16 protein-coding genes are annotated in these 21,587 nt (G+C 65.9%); 5 read left to right on the top strand and 11 right to left on the bottom strand.

Translation table 11 applies throughout. The features are described 5' to 3' along the window. Positions 1-2 precede the first annotated feature (2 nt). The 8 genes from BUS42_RS38470 to BUS42_RS38435 all read right to left on the bottom strand — a co-directional run bounded on the left by BUS42_RS38470 (position 3) and on the right by BUS42_RS38435 (position 9,405). Positions 3-914, bottom strand: a complete 912-nt coding sequence (locus tag BUS42_RS38470) for a hypothetical protein (RefSeq protein ID WP_074316661.1) — start codon at positions 912-914, stop codon at positions 3-5. Positions 915-919: 5 nt separating this feature from the next. Then, positions 920-1,831: a radical SAM protein gene (locus BUS42_RS38465; protein ID WP_074316659.1), complete on the bottom strand. Its 912-nt coding sequence runs from the start codon at positions 1,829-1,831 to the stop codon at positions 920-922. Further along, entirely contained in the window at positions 1,828-2,574 is a 747-nt protein-coding gene (locus BUS42_RS38460) for a hypothetical protein (RefSeq protein WP_143206675.1), read from the bottom strand. Before BUS42_RS38460 ends, BUS42_RS38465 begins: the two co-directional genes overlap by 4 nt. A gap of 5 nt (positions 2,575-2,579) precedes the next feature. Next, entirely contained in the window at positions 2,580-3,203 is a 624-nt protein-coding gene (locus BUS42_RS38455) for a hypothetical protein (protein WP_143206674.1), read from the bottom strand. Beyond that, a complete protein-coding gene (locus tag BUS42_RS38450; RefSeq protein ID WP_074316653.1) occupies positions 3,190-4,869 on the bottom strand; it encodes a DUF58 domain-containing protein in 1,680 nt (559 codons plus the stop codon). Before BUS42_RS38450 ends, BUS42_RS38455 begins: the two co-directional genes overlap by 14 nt. Continuing rightward, on the bottom strand, positions 4,869-5,729 hold the full coding sequence (locus BUS42_RS38445; protein ID WP_074316651.1) for a hypothetical protein: 861 nt from the start codon (positions 5,727-5,729) through the stop codon (positions 4,869-4,871). The genes BUS42_RS38450 and BUS42_RS38445 overlap by 1 nt, the downstream gene beginning before the upstream one ends. Then, positions 5,726-7,258: an AAA family ATPase gene (locus BUS42_RS38440; protein ID WP_074316649.1), complete on the bottom strand. Its 1,533-nt coding sequence runs from the start codon at positions 7,256-7,258 to the stop codon at positions 5,726-5,728. Before BUS42_RS38440 ends, BUS42_RS38445 begins: the two co-directional genes overlap by 4 nt. 644 nt (positions 7,259-7,902) lie before the next feature. Next, the gene (locus BUS42_RS38435) at positions 7,903-9,405 is read right to left on the bottom strand and encodes an OprO/OprP family phosphate-selective porin (protein ID WP_254054084.1); all 1,503 of its coding nucleotides are present in this window, start codon (positions 9,403-9,405) and stop codon (positions 7,903-7,905) included. Positions 9,406-10,055: 650 nt separating this feature from the next. On the opposite strand from BUS42_RS38435, the gene BUS42_RS38430 reads away from it, so the two are divergent. Beyond that, positions 10,056-11,108, top strand: coding sequence for a YybH family protein (locus BUS42_RS38430; RefSeq protein WP_074316645.1), 1,053 nt, complete (start codon positions 10,056-10,058; stop codon positions 11,106-11,108). Between the two features lie 420 nt (positions 11,109-11,528). Here the strand turns inward: BUS42_RS38430 and BUS42_RS45820 are convergent, their stop codons facing one another. Beyond that, positions 11,529-11,969 (bottom strand): hypothetical protein, encoded by a 441-nt coding sequence (locus BUS42_RS45820; protein ID WP_254054122.1) that lies wholly within the window; start codon positions 11,967-11,969, stop codon positions 11,529-11,531. Between BUS42_RS45820 and BUS42_RS38425 the strand changes: the two genes are divergently transcribed. After that, positions 11,943-13,217, top strand: a complete 1,275-nt coding sequence (locus BUS42_RS38425; RefSeq protein ID WP_254054083.1) for a tetratricopeptide repeat protein — start codon at positions 11,943-11,945, stop codon at positions 13,215-13,217. The two genes, BUS42_RS45820 and BUS42_RS38425, sit on opposite strands and share 27 nt — an antisense overlap. 1,094 nt (positions 13,218-14,311) lie before the next feature. Beyond that, entirely contained in the window at positions 14,312-15,232 is a 921-nt protein-coding gene (locus BUS42_RS38420) for a DUF1963 domain-containing protein (protein ID WP_074316643.1), read from the top strand. 147 nt (positions 15,233-15,379) lie between these two features. On the opposite strand, the gene BUS42_RS38415 is transcribed toward BUS42_RS38420, so the two are convergent. Continuing rightward, positions 15,380-15,925 carry a hypothetical protein gene (locus BUS42_RS38415; protein WP_074316640.1) on the bottom strand — a complete coding sequence of 182 codons (546 nt, stop codon included), beginning with the start codon at positions 15,923-15,925 and terminating at the stop codon, positions 15,380-15,382. 400 nt (positions 15,926-16,325) lie between these two features. On the opposite strand from BUS42_RS38415, the gene BUS42_RS38410 reads away from it, so the two are divergent. Next, a complete protein-coding gene (locus tag BUS42_RS38410) occupies positions 16,326-17,252 on the top strand; it encodes a polysaccharide deacetylase family protein (protein WP_074316638.1) in 927 nt (308 codons plus the stop codon). Between the two features lie 196 nt (positions 17,253-17,448). Next, entirely contained in the window at positions 17,449-18,102 is a 654-nt protein-coding gene (locus BUS42_RS38405) for a TolB-like translocation protein (RefSeq protein WP_159452345.1), read from the top strand. A 180-nt stretch (positions 18,103-18,282) separates the two neighbouring features. Here BUS42_RS38405 and BUS42_RS38400 read toward each other — a convergent pair whose 3' ends face one another. Then, complete coding sequence (locus tag BUS42_RS38400) at positions 18,283-21,576, bottom strand: sigma-70 family RNA polymerase sigma factor (RefSeq protein ID WP_074316633.1); 3,294 nt, start codon at positions 21,574-21,576, stop codon at positions 18,283-18,285. Between the last annotated feature and the right edge of the window lie 11 nt (positions 21,577-21,587).

Here is a 21,587-nt window from a genome sequence, read left to right as displayed (position 1 = left end):
CTTCAAACCTGTGGCGGTTTGAAGCAGAGCCGGACCAGGCCGTCGCGGACCAGGGGACGGATCGGGTCCGGAACCGGGCCGTCGAGCCGGAACGACTTGACGTAGTAGCTCCCGGACCCGACCGACGGCAGGCCCCGCGACTCAAGCCAGGTGGCGACGTGTGCCCGGCGTTCCCGATCGACGGGTTCGAGACGGCCGGGGTCGAGGGCCAGGAAGGCGCGGGCCGCCAGGGCGTTGTGGAAGTAGGTGAACCAATCCCACTGTGCCGCGAACCGGCGACGGTAAGGGTGATCGCGTGGCACGAACAGCACGCCGAGCTGCGAGGCGGTCAGCCCGAAACCGCGGCTGAAGCTGATCGACAGCACGGAGCGATCGAGCAAGCCATTGAGGGCCCGGGCCACCTGCTGACGTTCGTCGGGGGCGAGGGTCGGATAGAGGTTGAGGTTCAGCAGGCAGGCGTCCGCGGCCGAGAGGAAGTCGACCATCTCATCGGTCAGGTGGCCATTGCGCACCGACGGGATACAGAGGCAGGCCAAGGCGCCCCGGCCCGAGGCGTCCCAGCGGATCTGGTCCGGGTGCGTCGACCCGACCCGAAAGCCGAACCAGTCGCCCGGGAAGAGGGCGACCGGCTCGCGGGCCGCGACCGCCTCGACCACGTGGGTCATGAAATCGACGTCGCTGCCCGCCGCGTAGGCGACGTGCCCGGAGAGGTCCCAGACCCCGCCGGTCAGGTCCGCGATCCGGTCGATCAGGCGGGGGATGAAGGTCTCATGGAAGAAGGTCAGACCGTCGGTGTAGTGCGTCGAAAGCGATTCCGCCGTCAGGTTCTCGACCGCGGCACGATAGGCGTCCGCCCCGGCCGCATAGCCGACGGGCAGTAACGCCCGGAACCGCTCGACGTCCTCGCCGGCCAAGGCGTTCAGGAGTTGCCCAGGCGATACAAGAGGCTCGACTGATCCTCCAGTGAGGCGTAGACCGAGCCGTTCGACAGGAGGTTGGACGAGCGGCAGAGTTGGTGCCTCCGCTCCCACTCGGGCGTCGGTTCGCGGTAATAACATATTTGAAGCTCTCCTTTGCGACGGATGACCGGTCCCCAAGGGAGGCCGCCGACGGGCTCCCCCTCGCCCTCGAACGGGTCGAACTCAACCTGATGCCGGCGTGACCAAGTGTCCTCATTCGTACCTTGGAAGACCGAGCGCTCGTAGGCCACATAGGTATGCTTGAACGTGAACTCGGAGATGCCGAAGGGCCGCAGCGTGTCGATGTAGCGCCAGACGGCGGCCTTGTCGTCGACGTACCCGCGCGTCATCACGCAGGTCGCCCTGAGCTTCAGCGGGCCCGCGGCGGCGGCCGCCGCGACCTCGGTGACCGCCGGGGCCCCCGCGCCCATCAAGGCCCGGTTCTCGTCGTCGTCGGCCGCGTGTCGAGAGTAGCAGACGTACGACAGTCCGGCGTCGGCCAGGTGGCGGACCAAGTCCGGGGTCAGCCGCGATCCATTGGTGAAAAGGGCGACCTCGTCGAAGACGCGGCGGCCCGTCCTGACCAGGTCAACCACGAGGCCAGGACGCAGGAGCGGCTCACCGCCGCCGGTGACGACCAGCCGCATCGCGCCTCGGTCGCGTGCAAACCGGTAGTAGTTTGCGACCTCTCCCAGGTCCCACCGCCGTGGCTCGTCGCGGAGGGCGCTGAGCGACGACTTGGAGAAGCAGAAGGGGCAGGTCAAGTTGCAAGCCACCCGGACCGGTAAGACACTGCACGACAGGAACCGACATTCGCCCCAGTCCGCCAGCCCGGTCGTTGCCGAGATCGGTTCGTCGAAGCGGGCGGTCATGGATGTGGCCTCCCGCCGATCGGGCCGATGCGTCGGAGGGCGTCCGCAACGAAGTGGCGACGGTCTCGGGGCAAGTGGTGCCATGCGGTGCAGAGGTCGACTTCGACCAGACCGACGCCGTCCATCAACGCGGTGGCCCGGTCCCGCCGCGCCGGTGCCGCCGACTGGAACTCGTCACGGAGCGGCCCGGCAAGCGTCTCGGATGTTTCCAACTCTCGGGCCAGGCGATCGAGCCGTTGCAGGGTGTCGGCGACTGCTTCGTCGTGGTTCCGGCCACCGAGGGCCTCGCGGAGTTCCCGGGCGTCATGGAGGTCGGCGGCCAGGCGGGCGGCCTCGGCCAGTGGGACATCGCCCGGGATGAACCCGAGCGCGTCGGCCGCGATCGACCGGGTCGACCGCGCCACATAGATGGTCGCGACGCCCGAGTGCCAGGGGCGCAGCGCGAGTGGTCGCAGAATGGCCAAGCGACCGATCCGCTCGTGGTCGACATAGGGCTCGGCGTACCCCTCGGTTCGCATGTAGAGGATCGGTGAGAGGGGCCCGGCCAGTCGCCGCAGGGTGCCACGCAAGAACCGGGCCGTCGCCACGGGTCCGAGGTCACGGAAGAGAATCGGGCACGGCTCGTCGCCGCCGAGCCGGCGGAGGTCGGCGCCCGTGTGAAAGCGGTATCGTGTCAGGTCGTCCCCCGAGTCGAGGTCCCGACCGTCGGTCCGTGCGACGAAGGTGGCAAGGGTCTCGATCATTGGGTTCATACCTTACCACGACCGGCCTGGCGACCGCGCTCTTCCTGGAGTTTCCGTAAGGCGGCCAGGCGCGGCTCGGCGGCCTCCTTGGCCCGCTCGGCCTCGGCGAGGAGGCGTCTGTAGTCGAGGCGCACCAGCCGCACTTGTGACTCCTCCGCCGACTCCCCGGCCACGCCGAGCCCGAGCGCGATCAGCAACATCCGTGCAAACTCTTCGACCCGGAGCCGGCTCTGGCGGAGCAACTCCATGGTGAGCAGGTCGCTGCCTCGGGCAAGCTCCACGAAGCAGCCGCGGATCCGATCCACGATCGAGCCGTGGACGAGCAGCCAAGGAGCGGAGGCGCGGATCTCGTCCAGGTCCAGGGCGGAGACGATCAGGGCGAGCCGACGCAGGCCTTCGGTGTCCAGGCCGCCGAACATTTCGGCAACCACGGCCGGTGGGGCGGGCTGGATCGCGCCGTCCCGGCATCGATCAGCCAGCCGGGCTCGGAGCAAGTCGAGGTCGACCAGGGCCCCTTCCCACCGGGCGACCTCGGCGGTCAGGTGGTCCACCAAGGGGCCGAGCGTCACCGAGGCCCGCCTCGGTGGCTCGGACGGGGTTGGTTTCGCTGTCGACTTACGCCATTGCATAACGGGCCTCCGGGAAAAGGGCCCGCGCCAGGTCGGCGGCCATCCTCGGGAAGTCGTCCATCTCCGGGACCTCGACGACCGTCGCGCCGGCCGAACGGTAGGCGGCGACCGCCCTCGGATGCGGCCGGTGGAGGAGCAAGACGACCTGCGCCGAGGTCCGTACCGCCTCGGCGAAGATCAGGCCGTGCTCCGGAGCCGCCGCGTAGTTGGCGTCGAAATCCGGGTCGGTGACGATCACCCGGATCGGCTGATTCGTCCGGCACTCCTCCAGCGACGCGGCGAGAACATCAAATGGGAACTCAGTCCCGCCGCCGATGTAGTGCATGAGGAACCGGGAGAGCTCAGCCTCGGAGCGGCCCCACCGCCAGTAGTCGACGTGGGCGTTCGAGTAGAGTGTCGCTCGTGCCCAGCCCCCAGCGCGGATGGCCGCGACGATCAAAATTTGGGCCCCCAGCGTCATGGCGTTTCGTCTTGTGCGCGGGTCGGGCATCGACCCACTGACGTCGAGATAGATCTCGATTCGTGGCTGCCAGAGCGGCACGTCGGGCCCCTCGTACTCAGCGACCCGGGACCGCTTCACCGGCATCGCCGGCCCCAGAACATGGCCACGCTCGACCAGGGTTGCGAGCCAGTCGATGTCGCGCAGCGGGTCGCCCGGCTCCCAGTCCTCGAGGGTGGTTGGGACGAGCGCCTCGCCCAGGGTGCGTTGCGCGGGAGGGGTGAAGAGGTATTTCTCGGCCTGCTGGCGGTAGTAGGCGGCCATGACCTCGGGCACCTGCTCGGCGTCCTCGCCCCCCTGACCGGGCAAGCCGAGGATGCGGGTGGGCAAGGCATCGGGGCCAATGAGCTGGTCTCCCTGCTTGGGAGTGATCCAGCCTTCGGCGATCGCGCGTTCGACGGCCTCGCGCTCGCGGGCCGAGGGGGTCAGGGCGTCGGCCCAGTCGTCGGCCGTCGGCTCGCCACAGCCGCATTCGTACGGGTCGCCTCGCTCGGCCTTCTGTTCCTCCGGAGGCAGCAGGTAACGGCTCACGACCGACGCGAAGTAGAGGTATTGGGTGTACAGGTTGGGGCCGAGTGGAAAGAGGTCCTGGGACAGGACCTGGGCGTCGGCACGGGCGCCCGGGTAGGCGCGGGCGAATGCCGAGTGAGCGGGGCCGATCAGGTCGCCGGGGGGGAGGCCCCATAGCTCCTCGTAAACGGCCAGGTAGAAGGTGAAGGCCGGGTCGCGGTTCCAGGGTGAAGTTCCGATGAAGGCGCGGTAGACCGCAGCCAGTGGCTCGTGGAGATCCGGACCGAGGTACTCGTTGATCAGGAGGTCGGTGAACAAATTGAGAAGCGAGTACCCTTCGATTGGGATCAGGGACCGCTCCAGGAGCCGGAGGCGGGCGTCGACCGCCAGGCTACCGGGGTAGCGGACGTGGTGGCCGACCTCATGCGCCAGGATCGCCTCGACCGATCCGATCAGTCCTCGTCCCAGGATTTGCTGGGCGTTCAGCTCGATCTGCCGGGTGCCGAGGTGGATTCGGGCCACGCTCTCCGGGGCGCAACCGATCGCGGGCGGTGCCAGCAGCACGAATTGCGACCAGCGGGCCTGGGCCCGCGGCCATGCCTCGGCCACGGCCCGGTCGAGAGCGGTGAGGTCCAAGGGGGGATCCGAGGGGGCCATCACGTGGACTCCACGATCCAGAGGCGTTGAGAATCGACGGCGCTGACCACTACGAACCCGGCACGGGCCGAGGCAACTCGGTGCGGTTCCCCCAGGAGTGGCAGGTCGATCTGGTGCGAACCGACGCGAACGTGTCCGCCGGAGACCTGGGCGGGCGGCTCGGGGCCGTCCTCGTCATACGGGGCCATCGCGGGGCCGGGGCCGAGCCAGCGGCTCCGGCCGCCGTGCCCGAGCAGTAGGCCGAGCCGGTGGTCCGGGTCGCGGCGATCGGTGATGCAGACGACTCGGGGAGCGGCCAGATGCATCTCTCCGGGCAGGAAGTCCTCCAGCACCGGGCGAGCATCGAGGACCGCCACGGCGAACGGACCCGACCACGAGGCCGGCGGTGCCGGGGCCAGCACCGGTTCGAGCGCCTCGACCAGGAAGGCTTCGGCGTCGGCGACCCGGCGGAGCCTCGCCGCGCAGGCCAGCGAGTACTGGTCGAGCCAGGCCGGGCCGGAGAGGAGCCCTTCGCCCAGGTTCCAGAGTGTCGCGAGCTGTCCGACCCGTAACTCAGGGGGTTCCTCGACCAGGGCCCGGGGGACCAGTTCGAGGAGGGCGAACGCCAGGAAGTTCGGCCAGAGCCCGGACCCTTCATCAACCGCCGCGCCCTCGAAGTAGCCCGCCCCGACGGCCTCGCGCAGCAGGGTCGCATACGCCTCCAGAGTCGCCTCGGCCTGCGGCTGGCCCGCCAACTGGCCCCAGAGGAGCGGGGCCGGGCCGGTCGCCAGGCGTTCGAAGCGGGCCTGGTCCCAACCGGCGTGTCGCCGCCGGCCTTCCCGGCCCGCGGCATCGAGGATGCGATCCAAGGCTGCTTTCATCGCGTTCCCCCGGCCGGCTCGAACCGATCGAGGTGGTTTTGATAGCCGTCGTGCAGTGACTTCAGCAGGACCAGGTCGGCGTGGACCGGGCCGTTGTACTCGTTCTTCCGTAGCAACTCCTCGATCTTCCGGCGGACCTGCTCCTGTCTCGCTCGGACCTTGGCAGGAGCCAGGCCGGGCAGATCGGTGGTTTCGGCCTCAGCCCGCAGTTCGGCAATCCCACGACGACTCGGCCCATAGGCGGCGTGCTGGTCGAGCGACCTGTCGAAGAGCTGGCGAATCCACGAGGCCCGGTCGGTCAGCAGGGCCTGGTTCTCGGGCTTCTGGAAGAAGGCGGCGTGCGGGTTGGGCCGAAGCTTCTCGAGCAGGACCCAAGGCGCCAGAGCCCGCAGGTCGTCGATGCCGACGGCCGGGCGGCCCCGGAAATAAGCCAGGGCCTGCGCCAGGTGGATGAGCGTTTGGTAGGCCCGCGCCGAGACCCCGTTCTCGGTCTGGGCGCAGAGGTTCACGTGCTTGTCCAGCGGGCAGTCCTCGTTGCAGACATGCCCTACCCTTCGACCGGACAGGTGGAGTGTGTCCTTGTTCTGAGCCTCAGTTCGGTCGGACGCCCGGCGGCAGAAGTCGAGCTGACCGAGCAGGAAGCCGAGGGCATCACGGACCACGGACGAGACCGGCACGGCGCGGACCTGGCGATCGGCCTCGTCCAACTCCTCCGGGCTAAAGACCAGCTCGGCGGGGACGGCCTCCTCGGGCGAGCGCGCCGAGGCGACCCGGTCGACCATCGCGTCAAGCCCCGAGGCGTGGAACGGCGTACCGCGCACGACCACATCGATCCGGTCCTTGAGCGCCTCGATCACCGGGAAGGTGCCACCGCCGCCGTCGTCGTTGGCGGTCAGGAACCAGGCCGACGGCCCGCAGTGCACGACCTGCTCGTACATCTCGGCGTAGCCCTCGGCCATCAACGAGAGCAGAGCCGACTGGGTCTTGGTGGGGATCCGATTGTACTCGTCAATGATTTTGACGCGTCGGGTGATCCAGCCGCGCCAGGCGACCCGGACCTCGGCCGGCTCGCGGGCGTTGACCAGCACACCCGGCAGCGGCCCCCCCAGCAGGTCGGCCAGAGTGAGCTGGGGGTGGCCGTGCTGGACCGACCGCCGCACTTCCTCAGGGGACGAACCGGCCAGCAGTGCCATCAGGGTGGCGACGGTGGTCTTACCGCGACCGGGAGCACCGACGATCAGGAGCCGACGCGAGGTCAGGAGGTTGAGCAGTGGGAGCAAGATGAACGAGCAGAAGCCGGCCTCTCGGTGCAGCTCGACCTTCCCCTCGCCGGATCCGACAGCGAACGGAGCCCCGAACTCGAGGTCGCGGTACGGGGCATGGATCGCTTTAGCGGCAATCCAGTGATAGGCCCGCCGGAACTTGTTGGCGAGCGGCTGAGCCTCACGTGACGCCAGTTGGAGCTCCCCCCCATCCGTCAGGCTCGCCCGCCCGCGCAGCCAGGTCTGAACCAAGTCCCGCGTCTCCAAGGTCGCCCCTCCCTTGCCGAATGACGCCCCAACGGCGTGGTCGCATCCGCTCCTCACTGTCGCATGGATGTGTGGCCTGCCGCAAGCCTCCGCCTCAAGGCCGCAGTGTGTCGGTTCTCGAGGCACGGGTGGGGAAGGCTGAGTTCGCTCCCATAAAATTCGGCGAGGGGACCGTTGCTTCTAAGCAGCGGGGGAATCGCCGCCCTTGAGTCAATAAGTGAAATCAAGTAAACTAAGAACACGTTGTTCGTCCCGAGGGCTTCGCCGTAACCACCCGTGCAAGAATCGGGGGGCAACCTCCTCTACGCGATGGACCGTCGGGAGACGGCCCCGAAGCGAACCCCAGCCCTCGCGGGCTGGCTGGCCCGGAGCGGGCCAGTGGGCGGTAACGTAGCACCGGCATGCGTCGCCCAAGAAGCCGTCTGCTTTAGCTGACGGAGTGCTCACGGAGCATCCCCTGTCCTGCCCTGGCACGACAACGATGTTGCCACAGTTGCTACCAATGCGACCGCTGACCCCGCAACGATGGCAGGACTGCAGACGAGTTGGGCACCGCGGTGACCAGGGACGGGATTGGGTGGCGTGTTAAGTGTGAATGCGTTGGTATTGGCGTGATATGGATTGCTCGTCCGAGACAACCTGCCTCAGAAATAGAGCTGAAACCTTAGCCAGAACATGTCGGCGGTGTCCTGCAACCGGCCGGGGCGGAACTGGACCGGGTCGGCGAACTCACCGTGGAGCCAGAATGCGTAGACTTTGATGTACTCGTTCCAGTACCAATTGACTCCAAGCTCAGTCGTGATGACCTGGTTGGACCAGAGGTCGGGGTTGGCGAAGCCGGCGGTGAAGATCTGTTCGCCGAGCCGCAGTTCGCTGACCCGTCCGGCGAGCTCGATGGCACCCAGGCCGCGATGCTCGCCCTTGTTGGTCGGCACGAGCGGCCGGAGTGGCCTGAGCCTGGTCCGTCGCTCGATGTGCTCGCCGGTCAGGAAATAGCCGCCGGCAACGTAGAAGCCCGAGAAGGGCACCTGGGTCGACGACCGGCGACCGGGGGTGGAGTAGTTGCCATAGCCGTATTGCCACTCGCCGATCAGTGACAGGCCCTTATAGAAGTAGGCTGAGTGGACCGACCCCAGTAACCGTTCCCCCTGTTCGACCACGTTGGGGTTGAGGGTCAGGAACGGCACCGTGGCCGTGCCGGGGATGTTCGCATCCGGCGAGCCGCCGCCGATCCGGAAGGTTCGGGGCACCGGCGACTGATCCTGGAACCCATAAGCGACCGATGTGCCAAGGTTCAAGAACTTGAACCAGGGCAACCCCTCCGACTCCTGGAACGGCCGCGCGTTGAAATAACCGACGAAATCCACCCCGTTGTGCAGGCTCTCGAACGAGTTCCGCGAGCCGTTGAAGATGCCGGCCGCGTAGTCGACCCGCTTATCGAACAGGTAACCCCAGCCCATCATCCCGATCTGGCGGTTGAGGCCGAGGTTGGTGGTAAAGATCGACCGCTCGGGGGTCAGCAACCAGTAGTTCGAGATCGCGAACTGATCGTAGGGGAGCGGCGTGAAGAAGCGGCCAAACTTGAACTGAAACCTGTCGTTAAAGTGTAAGTTGATGTAAGCATTCAGCAGATTAATATTGTTTAAACCGCGATTGATCGAGAGCTCGTACTCGATGGACTTGGTGATGTTGCCGTCGAAGAAGATTCGTTGACGAGGCAGGAAGAAGCCGCTATTGGTCGGGTCCTGGTCGCTCTGTCCCCAGATCCGGGCCTCGATCTGGGACTCGTAGTGGACTTGGAGCCGAAACTTCTCGTCCTCGGTCTGGAACCGAAAGCCAGGGCCGAAGCTCCCCAGCAGCGGCGACCGCTTTGAGCGGGAGCTGGGCGCGGGGGGAGTTCCCGGTGGGAGTGTGGACGGATTGAACTGCCCCTCCGTGTAGTCCGGCACAGGAGAGTCCATATTCGCCGCTTCGACGGCTTCGTTCGGCGGCGCGGGTTCGTCGACCGCGCGACTGTCCCGACCGGCCTCGGTGGTCCGGTCGCTCGCACTTGCTGGCACCGCGCCGAATCGTTCGAGAAGTTGCTGTATCTGTTCTTTTTGCTCCCGCCGGGTCGTCGCCAGCTCGTCGGCGAGTTTCCGGTTCATGGCCTCCATCGCTTGGAGCCGCTGGGCGAGTTGCTCGATGGTGATTGGTGCGGCCGGTGGCGGCGGTTCGGGCGCGGTTCCGGGAACTGCCGGCGCTGGGGAAGGAACTGGCGCTGAGGGAAGCGTTTGCGCCCAGGCGCTCGGGGCGAATGCGACAACGAGACCCCACAGGCCGAGCACGGCGTTCCACGAGCATGGCCATGGTGAGTACGATCGCACGCGGACTCGGCTCCTATCACGGGACACTCGCGGCCGACCCAATCCCTTGGTTCGGCCCGTCGGTTTACTGCCGGCGAGAGCTCATTTTTCCCGTTGATCGCACTGGCATTGAGCCGGGTGGCAAGACCAGGCCACTCCACCGCGCGCTGCAAGATAGCCGGAGTCAAAATCTTCCACAATGGCAGTTTCCTCCGGGCTTTACATCATTAACTGGTGGCTTTGGCTCTTGACGGAGGGGGGGAGGAAGACCGACCCCAAAGTCACGGAGAGTTGGTGCTAGAGTCGGATGGCAATGCTTGTACAATTCAAGGTGGTCCAAAAGGTCGGTGGCCACTTCACTGCCATGTCGCCCGACCGGCGATGACGAGATTCAACCTACCGAACCGGCTGTTCCGAGAGGCCGGTGCTTCGTCTTTTTTGAGGAGGAGAAGATGACGATTCGCTTGGAACGACAGAGCGGTGTGAGACGATGGGGCTCGCCGTTGCTGACGTTCGCCTGCATCGGCATCGGGTTGGTCGCCGTTTCACGAGCGACCTATCCGCAAGACGGACCGAAGCCTCAGGCGGTGACTGCCGTTCCTTCCGGTGAGGTGGAGCTCCGCAACCAACTCAAAGCGCTCTATCACGCCTACAATCAGGCCGATGCCAAGGCCGTCTCGGCGCGATTTACCGACGACGCGGCGCTCATCGACCAGGACGGGGGTGAGGTTCGGGGGCGTGACGCGATCGGCCGACACTATGCCGACGCGTTCGACAACGGGCCGACCTGCAAGATTGCGGGGGAGGTCGACACGGTCCGCTTCCTGACCCCCGACGTCGCCTCGGTCTTGGGCCATTTCCAGCTTGAGGACGAGGCAGGCGCTGCGCTCTCCACGGGGCAGTACAGCCTCATCGCCGTTCGGAAGGGAGGCGAGTGGCGGCTGGCCGAGCTTCGCGACGGCTCGACCACGACCGCTGAGTCCGCCGACAAGGAAGAACCGCTCCGCGAGCTCGAATGGTTGGTCGGTGACTGGGTCGACGAGGGCGAAGATGGCAAGATCGTGACCACGGTGCGCTGGGACGAGGATCAGAAGTTCCTGGTTCGCAAGTACTCGGTCCAGATCGGAGGCGCACCCGCCAGGAGCGGGACGCAGTGGATCGGCTGGGATCCGCAGGCGAAGCAAATCCGGTCGTGGGTCTTTGACTCCGAAGGGGGCTTCGGCCAGGGACAATGGACTCGCTCGGGCGACTCCTGGATCATCAAGGCAGGCGGGGTCACGGGCGACGGTCTCACGACATCGGCAACCCAGGTCCTCGAGTCGGTCAATAAAGATGCGATCAAGTTTCAATCCATCGACCGGATCGTCGGTACCGAACTGCTCCCCGATATCGACGAGGTCCTGTTGGTTCGTAAGCCCCCCGCGCCCGATACCGCTCAGCCCGCGCCGGCGTCAGAGCGAAAACGGCCGGCCGGGGCCGCGACTCCCGCGAGCGATCGGCCCTGATAGGCTTCGAGCCACTCGTTGTGAAAGTTGCCGTCCTGGGTTCCCGCCCCTGGCGGCCCTCGGTTGAAATCGCCCTGTTGTACATCCTGAAGCATCCTCGCGAGGGCCGTTGTGATGGGCACCTTTTGGAAACTACCCCTGGTTCTCAGTTTGTTCTTAACCTGTTGTATGGAAATCGCTTACGCTCAACGCGGGGGCGGCGCGGGACGAGGAGGCGCCGGCGGAGCTCGCCCGGGAGGCGGAGCCCGACCAGGAGGAGGACGCCCTGGTGGGGGAATGACCAGCCCGGTGTCCCGCCCGAACATTTCCCGCCCCGGCGGCGGGAACGCGGGGGCAACCTCCCGGCCCATCCAACGACCAAGCACGACGCCAGGGGCGTCAAACCGACCTGGGACGGGGGGGATCACTCGCCCCACCCCCTTACCGGGCGGTGGCAACCGCCCCGGTACAGGTGGTGGTGGTATCTCGGGCCCAGGAGGCGGGATCAATCGCCCGGGAGGCGGGATCAATCGCCCCGGCCTTGGTGACAATCGCCCGGGTGGAGGTATCAATCGCCCTGGCCTGGGTGACAATCGCCCGGGAGGCGGGATCAATCGCCCTGGCCTGGGCGACAATCGTCCAGGTGGTGGAATCAATCGCCCCGGCCTTGGTGACAATCGCCCGGGTGGAGGTATCAATCGCCCTGGCCTGGGCGACAATCGCCCGGGTGGAGGTATCAATCGCCCTGGCCTGGGCGACAATCGCCCGGGTGGAGGTATCAATCGCCCTGGCCTGGGTGACAATCGCCCGGGAGGCGGGATCAATCGCCCCGGCCTGGGCGACAACCTCGGGATCGTGAACCGGCCGAATCAGGGGAACCACCGCCCTGGCGGAGGCGGTTGGTTCGGCAACAATAATAATATCATCAATAACAATATTAACGTTAACGTGAACAACGGGTGGGGTGGCGGAGGCCGTTGGCCTGGGCAGGGTTGGGGTTGGGGGCGTCCCAACTCCCACTTTCACGGCAACTGGTATCGAGGGAGCTGGGGACGAAACCACTTTGGTGGCTGGGTCGGCCCGGTCGGCTGGGGGTTCGGGCCCAGAAGACGCCCGATCCACGTTTTCCCGACCTGGGGCCACGCGAATCTGGTCGGCTGGGGACTTGGTCCCTGGGCCAATGGCTGGCTTCGTACCGGCTTTACCAACCCGTATGTGATTGCCCCCGTGATCCAAACGACGGTGGTTGCGAATGCGCCTCAGGCCTTTGTTCATGATTACAGCCGTCCTCTTGACTTGTCCAGCATTCCTCCTGAACCCGAAGGCACCGAACAGGACGACTCGACGTTCCTGGCCGCGCGTGACGCGTTCAAGGCGGGGAATTTTGTCAACGCCTTGAGCCTGACCGACCTGGCCTTGCAGCCGTTCCCCAACGATCCGGTCCTCCACGAGTTTCGAGCGCTCTGTCTTTTCGCCCTGGCTCGTTATGACGAGGCGGCGGCCGTACTCTACGCCGTGCTGACCGCCGGCCCAGGCTGGGACTGGACGACCATGATCGGTCTTTATCCCGACGTCGAAACCTACACCAGCCACATCCGGGCGCTGGAGGCGGCCATCAGAGTGAACCCGACGTCCGCGTCGAATCGCTTTGTGCTCGCCTATCAGTACATGGTTCAAGACCATATCGAGCAGGCCCGGCAGCAATTCCAGGAGGTTGTCAAGCTCCAGCCTAGAGACGAGCTGGCCGCCCAGTTCGCCAAGCTGCTCGCCCCTGCCTCCGAAGCGCCGGCCGTGGCGGCGACGGAACCGGTTCCGGCCAACGAGCCGGACCCGATGCACCAACCCACCCCTCCCCCGGCCGCCCTGGTCGGCACCTGGAAGGCGAAGCCCACACCTGATGTGAGCATCGAATTGACCGTACAACAGGACGGTCAGTTCGCCTGGGATGTCAACGCCGACGGTCATGCCGATTCGATCACCGGCGAGGCTGACTATCTGGATGGAGTCCTGACACTTTCACAAGCCGATGCTCCCCCGTTGGTCGGCAAGGTCGTCAACCTCAGCGCAACGCAATTCGGCTTCGAGCTGCTCGGCGGTCCGCAGGCCGCCACGATCCAGTTCGCTCGCTAAGCGTCCGAACGCTCAGGTCCGTGGAATCTTCAACCGGGTGGCCGGGGTCTGTCTTGGACCCTGGCCACCCGCCCCTTGATTCGAGGCCATTGCCGTTGCGATCCCAATTCTCGCTGCCCTGCCCTGGTGATCCCCTCCCCTCCCCTCCCCTCCCCTCATCTGGCTTGCTCTGCCAGCCAGTGAGACCTGAATTCCTCAAACCTTGCAGATCAGGTGGCATCCCGACAGGGAATGCTTATTTTTGCCCGTCCTCGATCCCGCGGTGAGCCTTTACGGATGAATTGGGCAAGTTTTTCCCGAAACTCTGTCCTTTTGCCCAGGCTGTCGCGTAGTGATGTCAGATGGTCGTTAACAAGTCGGTTCAATCGAGACGGGGTGGTTGCTGGGGGGTCTTACGATGGACGGGTCGCGTGCGAGAAGAACCAAGGGACAGGCAAGGCAGGTTTGGTACGCAAGCCACAGGCAACGCCGTTTCGCTCGATTCCTGGGTTTCCTCCCCGAGGCCAATGACTCGAGCCGCGTGTCGGCCAGCTTGGCCCGTCCGATCGTAACCTCCGCCGTGAGAGGCGCGTGAATGCCGACTGCCGTCGTCCCGTCCTGAGCCTGCACCTGGAAGTTGCTCGGTTACGTCGTTGACCCTGCCACGGAACCCACCACTTCTCTGTCCACTCCCTCCGTTACACGGATTACCGGCGGTCTGAGCCAGGCCGCTGGACTCGCCACGGTCGAATACGATGGCCAACGCCATCCCTGACGCGGCCATCGCGCTAGGATTGCCACGACGATCATCAGTCGCCGCGTCGGGGTTCGGCCGACTCGTCACCCGCTCGGAACGGCTCTGTCGCGAAGCGGTCTGAAATTGGGTTCGGCGGCTTGACAGTTTGAGTTGAAGTGGAGGCCACTCCGTGGTGGACTCGTTCACGACCAAGATCGCCAGCACCACGGAGGATCTCCCCCATGACCTGACCGCCGCGTCGAAGGCTCTGCCGGGCGGACCAGGTCTTGAATGGCCGCGAGCGCGGGCTGGGCTAGCTGGTGACAAGCGGTTGCCGGGTGGTTCTTCGAGTCTTCAGCCCCGAAATGAGAGGTGGTGCATGCAGCGCGGACGAGTGGAGACTTCAGCCCCGATCCTTGCCATGCTCGACGCCCTGAGCGACTTGGCCGAGCTAAGAAATGGGTCCCGAGGCCCCGAGGATGCCCCGCCGGCGACTCGTGTCACTGGCGATGCCGCGAACGAGTCGGGCCCGATGATCCGAGCCGCGGCCGGCGGCCTCCGCGATCACTTCCCAACGGTCTACGAATCGACATCGGTCGCCAGCCGGGCGGCCCAGGAGGCCGAGGCCCGATACCAGGGATTCAGCGTGGAGACCGAACCCGACGGTCCTGAAACGGTCGACGAGTTGTTCTGGTTGCCGGGCGAGCCTCCGGAGCGGTCGGTCACCAAGGTCGCCGGCCTACCCTACCGCCCGCCGGGGCTACCCTGGCCGATGACGGTCAACGGGAAGCCCTTTCCCTTTTTCGCCCAGTTCTGTTTCGCCGATTCCCGGGAACTGTTCGACAGGCGGTTGCCGGGCGACGTCCTTCTCGTCTTCGCCCGGGGCCCGGACGCGTACCACGTCGACCCGTATCAGCGGTCGCTGCGCATTGAGTGGATGCCCCTGGGACTGTCAGACCTGGTTGGGCCCGGGGCCGTCCCCGCGACAGGCTGGGACCTCCTGCCATTCTTCGGGGTCCACCTGCGGACGGACGACGACCGGCACTTCGGCGAGTGGTGCATCACCAAGGTCGGCGGCTGGCCCGACTTCGTCCAGGACGGCCTGCCCGGCGGCTTCCTCGGCGGCCGACTCCTCGTCCAGGTCGCGCCCCCCCAGCGCGTCCCGGGACGCTGGGATCGCTGGCCCGGGACGCCTGAAGTGGGGCTCCCGGGCGAGGAACTGGCGTTCGGCGACGCAGGCGTCCTCGATCTGATGTTGATGTCCGACGGGACGTTCGACTGGTGGTTCGAGTGCTCTTGAGCGGCACCGAAGCTGGGCCGGTCGGAAATCCTTGCGCCGGCGGGAGATCGGGACGGGTCGCGTCGGTCGTCGGCGTCGCCCTCGCACCGTCGCGACTCGCGGAACACCAGCCAATGGTAATGCCGGCGCCTGGCGTGGCGGGCTTTTTCATCCCGTCCACGCGAAGTAGGCACATGGCGGGAGCAACACGAGCCAACAAGTCCCGACGATCCTCCCGCACCGGTCGATCCAGGACCGTTCCGCACGCCATTGCCCGCTCAGAGCCAGCCCCAGCCAGGCCAGGGCGACCGACGCCGGGAGGATCACCGGCTGGTAGGAACGCAGTGTCAGCATCGAGGCCGTCCCCAGCACGACGCCGCCGGAGGCCCACAGGCCCGGCTGGCGGACCAACTCCGCCGTCGGGGGCCTCGGCGAGAGCAACCGCAGCGCCAGCAGGATGAACGCGTAGGCGAACAGGAAGGTCATCGCGGCCGGCGGCAGGCCGTTCATCATCGCCCGGCCCAGCGCCCTATCTCCGAGGGCGTAGCGTAGGAGGGAATCGAGGTAAGCCAGTTCCCATCGGAAGTTCCCCTTGTATCCCTCCAGGCGACGCGCCAGAGGCGTCAGCATCCAGCCGACGGGTACGGCCGCGAACGCGGTCGCGGACAGCAGGGCCGTCGCATCGAGGATCGTGAACTTGCGGTCTGTGGCCACTTCGGCACCTCCTCGGAGAGTTGATTCCATCAAGCCTAACAGGTCGGCGTGGCAGGATCTGCGAGTCCGACATCGTGGAACGGGGAGAAAGAAAACACGTTTCCCCGAGGTGGCTCAGCGCCTGATAGGTGAGCTCGACGAGCCACCGGGAACTTGCGTCGAAGAATGGACCTGCGAGAGATGGAAAGCGCCAGGATGTAAGCCGCTTCATTAGCCTTCAAAAACGAGATGTCCGTCTGGGGTGCCGCCATTGCCCCTGCGGCCATGCCGACGACGGTCATCCGACGTGAATGTTCGCCCGTGGCTTGGTCGTGAACGGCTTCGCGCTTGCAGTCCTGAGGGACTCCGGGCATTCTGGGGCCGGTCGTGCCCTCATTCCCAGGCTACCGGAAACTTCCTCATGCGACGTGCTCCGATGATACTCGCCCTCTTCCTGTCGCTCATTTCGGCTTCTGTCGAGGCGAATGACGGGAAGCGTTACCTGATCATCCACGCTGACGACGCCGGCATGTGCCACTCGGTGAATCGGGCCACGATCCAAGCGATGGAAGAGGGGGTCGTCTCTTCGTGCAGTGTGATGACGCCATGTCCGTGGGTCAAGGAGTTCGCCGAGTACGCCCGGGCCCATCCCGAGAAGGACTACGGCGTCCACCTGACGCTCAATTCCGAGTGGTCGGTCTATCGCTGGGGGCCGGTTGCCGGGCGCGAGCGGGTGCCGAGCCTGGTGGACGCCGAGGGATACCTCCACCGCGGCGTTGAGGCCGTGGTGCGGGCCGCCAAGGCCGAGGAGGTCGAGATCGAGCTGACGGCCCAGGTCGAGCGGGCTCGGGAGCTGGGCATTCCGATCAGCCACCTGGACACCCACATGGGCGCCCTGGTCAGCCGTCCCGACATCGTCGAGGTCTACGTCCGGGTAGGCCTGAAGTACGACCTACCCGTACTGTTCCTGCGCCAAATCGAGGGGCCGATCGGCGAGGAGTATCCCGCGCTCCGCGAGCGAGGCAAGTCGCTCCTCGCCGCCCTGGATGCGAAGCAACTGCCGGTACTCGACCACTTGATCCAGTTCTACGGCGGCGAGACGCACGAGGGCCGCCTCGAGAGTTATACGAAAGCGTTACGCGAGTTGCCGCCGGGCGTCAGCCAACTGATCGTCCATTGCGGCTACAACGACGAGGAGCTCCGTGCCGTCACGGACAGCGCCCCGCGGCGCGACGGAGATCGGCGGATCTTCACCGACCCGGCCACGGCCGCCGAGATCAAGCGGCTGGGGATCGAGATCATCACATGGAAGCAATTTCGGGCGATGGGCGTAAAGAGAGATCGCTAAGAGTCTGTCTGTCTCGGAAGCTCAGGGTGAACCGGGAAATGAAGGACGTTTGGGGGCCACGGGGTCCGTACTCGGAACCCGTGCACGCCAGGCCGAGGCACCCGGCAAATCATCAAAAACTCGACGCTGTGGCAAGGACGCCGGATTGATGGATCGGGGTAGCCCGGACAACTTGCTGGTTCGGATCGGCCCTCGCATGAATCATTCTCAGTGGTTGCGTCTGCTGGTCTCAGTCGCGCAAGTGCTCAAGCTCGGCCAGCCCTTTGCTGACTGGGGGCAGGCCAAACACTACTTCATCCACCTGCTCTTCAGCCCCGATGGCAGCAGGTTCATTTTCTTGCATCGCTGGCGAACGCCGCAGAAGCACGCGGGCACCCGGATGTTCACCGCCGCCGCCGACGGCAGCGACATCCGCCTGATCGACGCCAATGGGATGACGTCGCACTTCATCTGGCGCGACGAGCGGCACATCCTGGCCTGGTCGGATCAGCCCTCGCGCGGAAAGAGGTTTTACCTGTTCGACGACGGAGGCGAACAAAAGCCCGAGCCGGTCGGCCCCGAAGTCATGTTGTCGGACGGGCATTGCACCTATCTGCCCGGCAATGCCTGGATCTTGAACGACAGCTACCCCGACAAGCAGCGCAATCAGAACCCCTACTTGTACGAGGTGAAATCCGGACGCCGAGTTGCCCTGGGGCACTTTCCCGTACCGCCGGAATACTCGGGGGAATGGCGCGTCGACACCCATCCCCGGTTCAGCCCCGACGGGAAGAAGGTCGTGATTGACTCCGCCCACGGCGGCCTCGGGCGGCAGATGTACTTGATCGACATCGCCCGAGTCGTGGGCTGAGATCCGCTTCGCGGTCGAGCCTTGTTGATCGTTTCGATGTGAAGGCGGTCCCAGATTCCGCCTTGCTCCCAGGCCCGAAGCGGGCGGTGAGCGGTGCTGCCGGAGCCGACCCACTCCGGCGGCGCATCCTCCCCCGCGGACGCCGGTTGACTTGTGGAGACCTCGCCGGACAACAGCCGTCTACGGCGCAAGCTCCAACTCGCCCAGCTCGAGGGGAACGTCACTCCGCCCGCCCGGCATCTCGGGGATCGACACCGAACGGCTCGCGTGTCCCATGGGTCGACGACCCGGGCTGGACGGTTCATCGACCCGAATACTCAGCTCATAGTGACCCGGGGTGACGTCTTCGATCCGGAATGAGCCGTCCGCCTCGATCTTCACCGGATAGAACCGAGGGGACCGCTGATATTCCAGGTCAAGCCTCCCCGCTTCGGTTCTGTGCCACTCCTCGAGCCACTCCAACCGCTGCTCCTGCGTCAGGCCCTCAGGGATGGGAACGACCGGCGCCTTCAGACGGAACGAACCGAAGCTTTTCGCCCAGTCGATCAGCACGTCCGAGCCCCTGGGCTTGATGAACCGGCCTGTGACCGGTCGACCGAGGCCGCCGAGCGCCAGTTCCACTGTCTTGCCGGATTCCACCGCGATGGGAATCCATGGGCCGGCACCCCGCCTCCTTGGAGAAAGGTCAACCATCCGGGAGATCGAAGCCTCTCCGGGGCGGACCCGTTCCATCGTGAAATGGCCTGCTTCGTCCGTTGTCGCCCGAGATTCGTAACGGATCCGTAGATCCTCCACCAGCACTCGTTCAACTTTTGGATTCAAGTACACCTCTTGGAGCGATCCTGGGCGGCTTCCGACCCGGAGGGTCCCTTTGACACGTCCCCACGGCACGAGCGTGATGGTGGGCTGAGCGATCAGGACCTCCTCGGTGAGTTCGGCCCACCCCCGGGGATCGAGGACCAGAACGAGGGCTTCCTCCGTCTGCGGCGGGAACCGAAATGTCCCGTCCGCGCCGACCCGGACGTTCGGGTGCCGCTCGGGATAAAGGGCGTTCTCATTCCGGACGGTGATTCCGTTCGCTTTCGTCGCCAGGTTTACCTTGGCCCCCACCGCGGCCGATCCGTCGGAAAGTCGCACGACCCCCGATAGCGCCCGGCGAGTGGGCACCGTACCTGGAGTCAGCCTGAAGTCGTAGACTTGCTTCCCCTCGGTGGCTGCGAAACCTCGGGAGGTGGCCGGTAGATAGCCCTCGGCCTCGATCCGAAGACCCCGGATATGGGGGTATGGCCAGCGGAAGTCGATTTCATACCGGCCGCCATGGAATTGGTGCGACCGGTCGCGGTCCACGTGGGTCGGCTCACGGCTCGGGTCGCCAACTTCCAGCAAGTTGAAGGTTTCGATCGGTTTTCCCGACTCGGCATCGACGACCGCACCTTGAATCCTCAGCGGCCGGTTCAACTTCACCACCTGCACCTTGTCCGAAGGGGCGAACGCCTGGTCGGGAAGATTCATGAACTCCGGAGACTTGGAAAACTGGAGCAACACCACATCCGCCGGCGCGTCGGCGATCTCGAACACCCCGTCTGCGCCCGACTTCGTCTCCAAGGCGAGCGACCGGTATCCGCGCCACTCGTCGGCGATCACCCAGACCCCGGCCACCGGATGATCATCCTGGTCGATTACCCGGCCGCGAAGGATCCCAGCCGGCCCGAGTCGGAACTCCACCGCCGCCATCTCCGGGACCACCTTCACGGTCTTCAATTCGGGGCCATGCCCCGCCGCCTGGACGGTCAGGATCAGGTCGCCGGGCGCGATGTGGTTGTACCGGAATTGACCGTCGGCATCAGTCTTGGTCTCCGTTTCACGGCGTTCAGGCGGGCTACCATGGACGACGGTTGCTCCTGTGATCGGCCGGCCGACCTGATCGAGGACTCGGCCGCCAACCGTCAGTCCTTTCTTCATCACCGACACACCCGTCAGGTCGCGCAGTTGGGCGATCGTCGGCTTTTGCGTCGAGCCATGGCTGGTATCGCTGATGTAGTCGGGGTGGCGAAGCCGGATTCGAAGGTCGTCGAGTTGGCTCGGTACCACGTCGAGACGCCAGTGGCCACGATCGTCGGTCACGGCCGGGTAGTCTAATATGTCGATACGAGGCTGACCCTGGCCGAACTTTTGCGGGATGAGCAAGGACACCGTGGCCCCGGTGATCGGCCGGCCCGAGACGTCCTGGACCACGCCCCCGATGCTGGTGCCACGCTCCAACGCCAGTCGAAAGTCTTTCGGGATGGCCATGGGTATCGTCCCTTCTCGAACCCACGAGACCAACGCCGGCACGAAGCCATCGGCCCTGGCCTTGATGGTGACAGACGTCAATGCACCGGGAAGGGTAACCGGGTAGCGTCCCTCCCGGTCCGTTTGCCCTTCGAGCCTCGTCTCTCCGTTGATCGAGATCTTCAGTGCGACGCCGCTCATGGCCTGGCCGGTGCGCCGATCGACGACGAGCAGCTCGATGGGCGTGGGCTTCGAGATCTCAGCGGCCGCCGGTTTCGGCGGTGCCGAGGCGTTACGAGCCGGCCCGTCAATCGAGGGTTTCGCCTGATCGTCACGAGCGATCGCGATTGGCAGGGCGCTCAAGACCAAAGCGCCGATCGCGGCGAAGGAGGCCGTCAGTTTCAGTTTCGAAAGGGCCATCGTCTTCAGGACTCCCTCGGCGAGATCGGCCGCCGGGCCCCAGACTGCGTGGGTTGCGATCGGCCCGCCCAGCGCGACGATCCTTGCGACTCCGACCGTCGCGGTGACGACTGCGGCGGGGACGGCGGCCGACGCCGGCTCGATGGCAAGTGCGGCGGCGACCATCCCGGCGGACGGAGCCAACCCGCGTCGAGTCAGCCGGGCACGGAGTTGCTCGCGGGCCCGGGCGAGCCGCCCCCGGACTGTGGCCTCCGTACATTCGAGGCGTCGGGCGGCCTCCGCGTAACTCATCCCTTCGAGGTGGTAGAGAATGAGGGGCCGGCGAAATCGCTCGGGAAGGCGGTTCAGCTCTTCATCCACCGCGGCGCGGACACCAGCGGCATCGCTGGGGGTGATCGGCGGAACGGCCTCCGAGCGCGCCGCGTCGCGCTCCTTCGTGGTCCGTCGGTAAGCATCGACGCGGGCCCGGGAGGCCACACGGACAGCGACGCCGTAGAGCCAGGAACGGAGGCGAGCGGGATCGCGAATCGAACCGGCCTTCTTGAGCAGCACGAGAAAGGTGGCCTGGAAGGCATCCTCGGCGGCGTCTGGGTTTGCCAGCACGCGGTTGCAGACCCCTTGAACCATCGGGCCATACTGGACGATGAGCGCCTCGAATGCGGCCTCGTCCTTGCGAACGACAAAGCGCTCCAGAAGCTCATCCTCCGGCATCCCCGCGACAGTGCCCAGGCTGAAAAGCTGATGGATCTGCCGCAGGACGGCGCCGCGTGATTCGATCGCCATGTTCGGAACTC

The sequence above is a fragment of the Singulisphaera sp. GP187 genome (genome assembly GCF_900129635.1).
In the GTDB taxonomy this organism is placed as follows: domain Bacteria; phylum Planctomycetota; class Planctomycetia; order Isosphaerales; family Isosphaeraceae; genus Singulisphaera.
The sequence above is the reverse complement of the archived record's forward strand: the minus strand, read 5'-3'. Positions and strand labels throughout refer to the sequence as shown.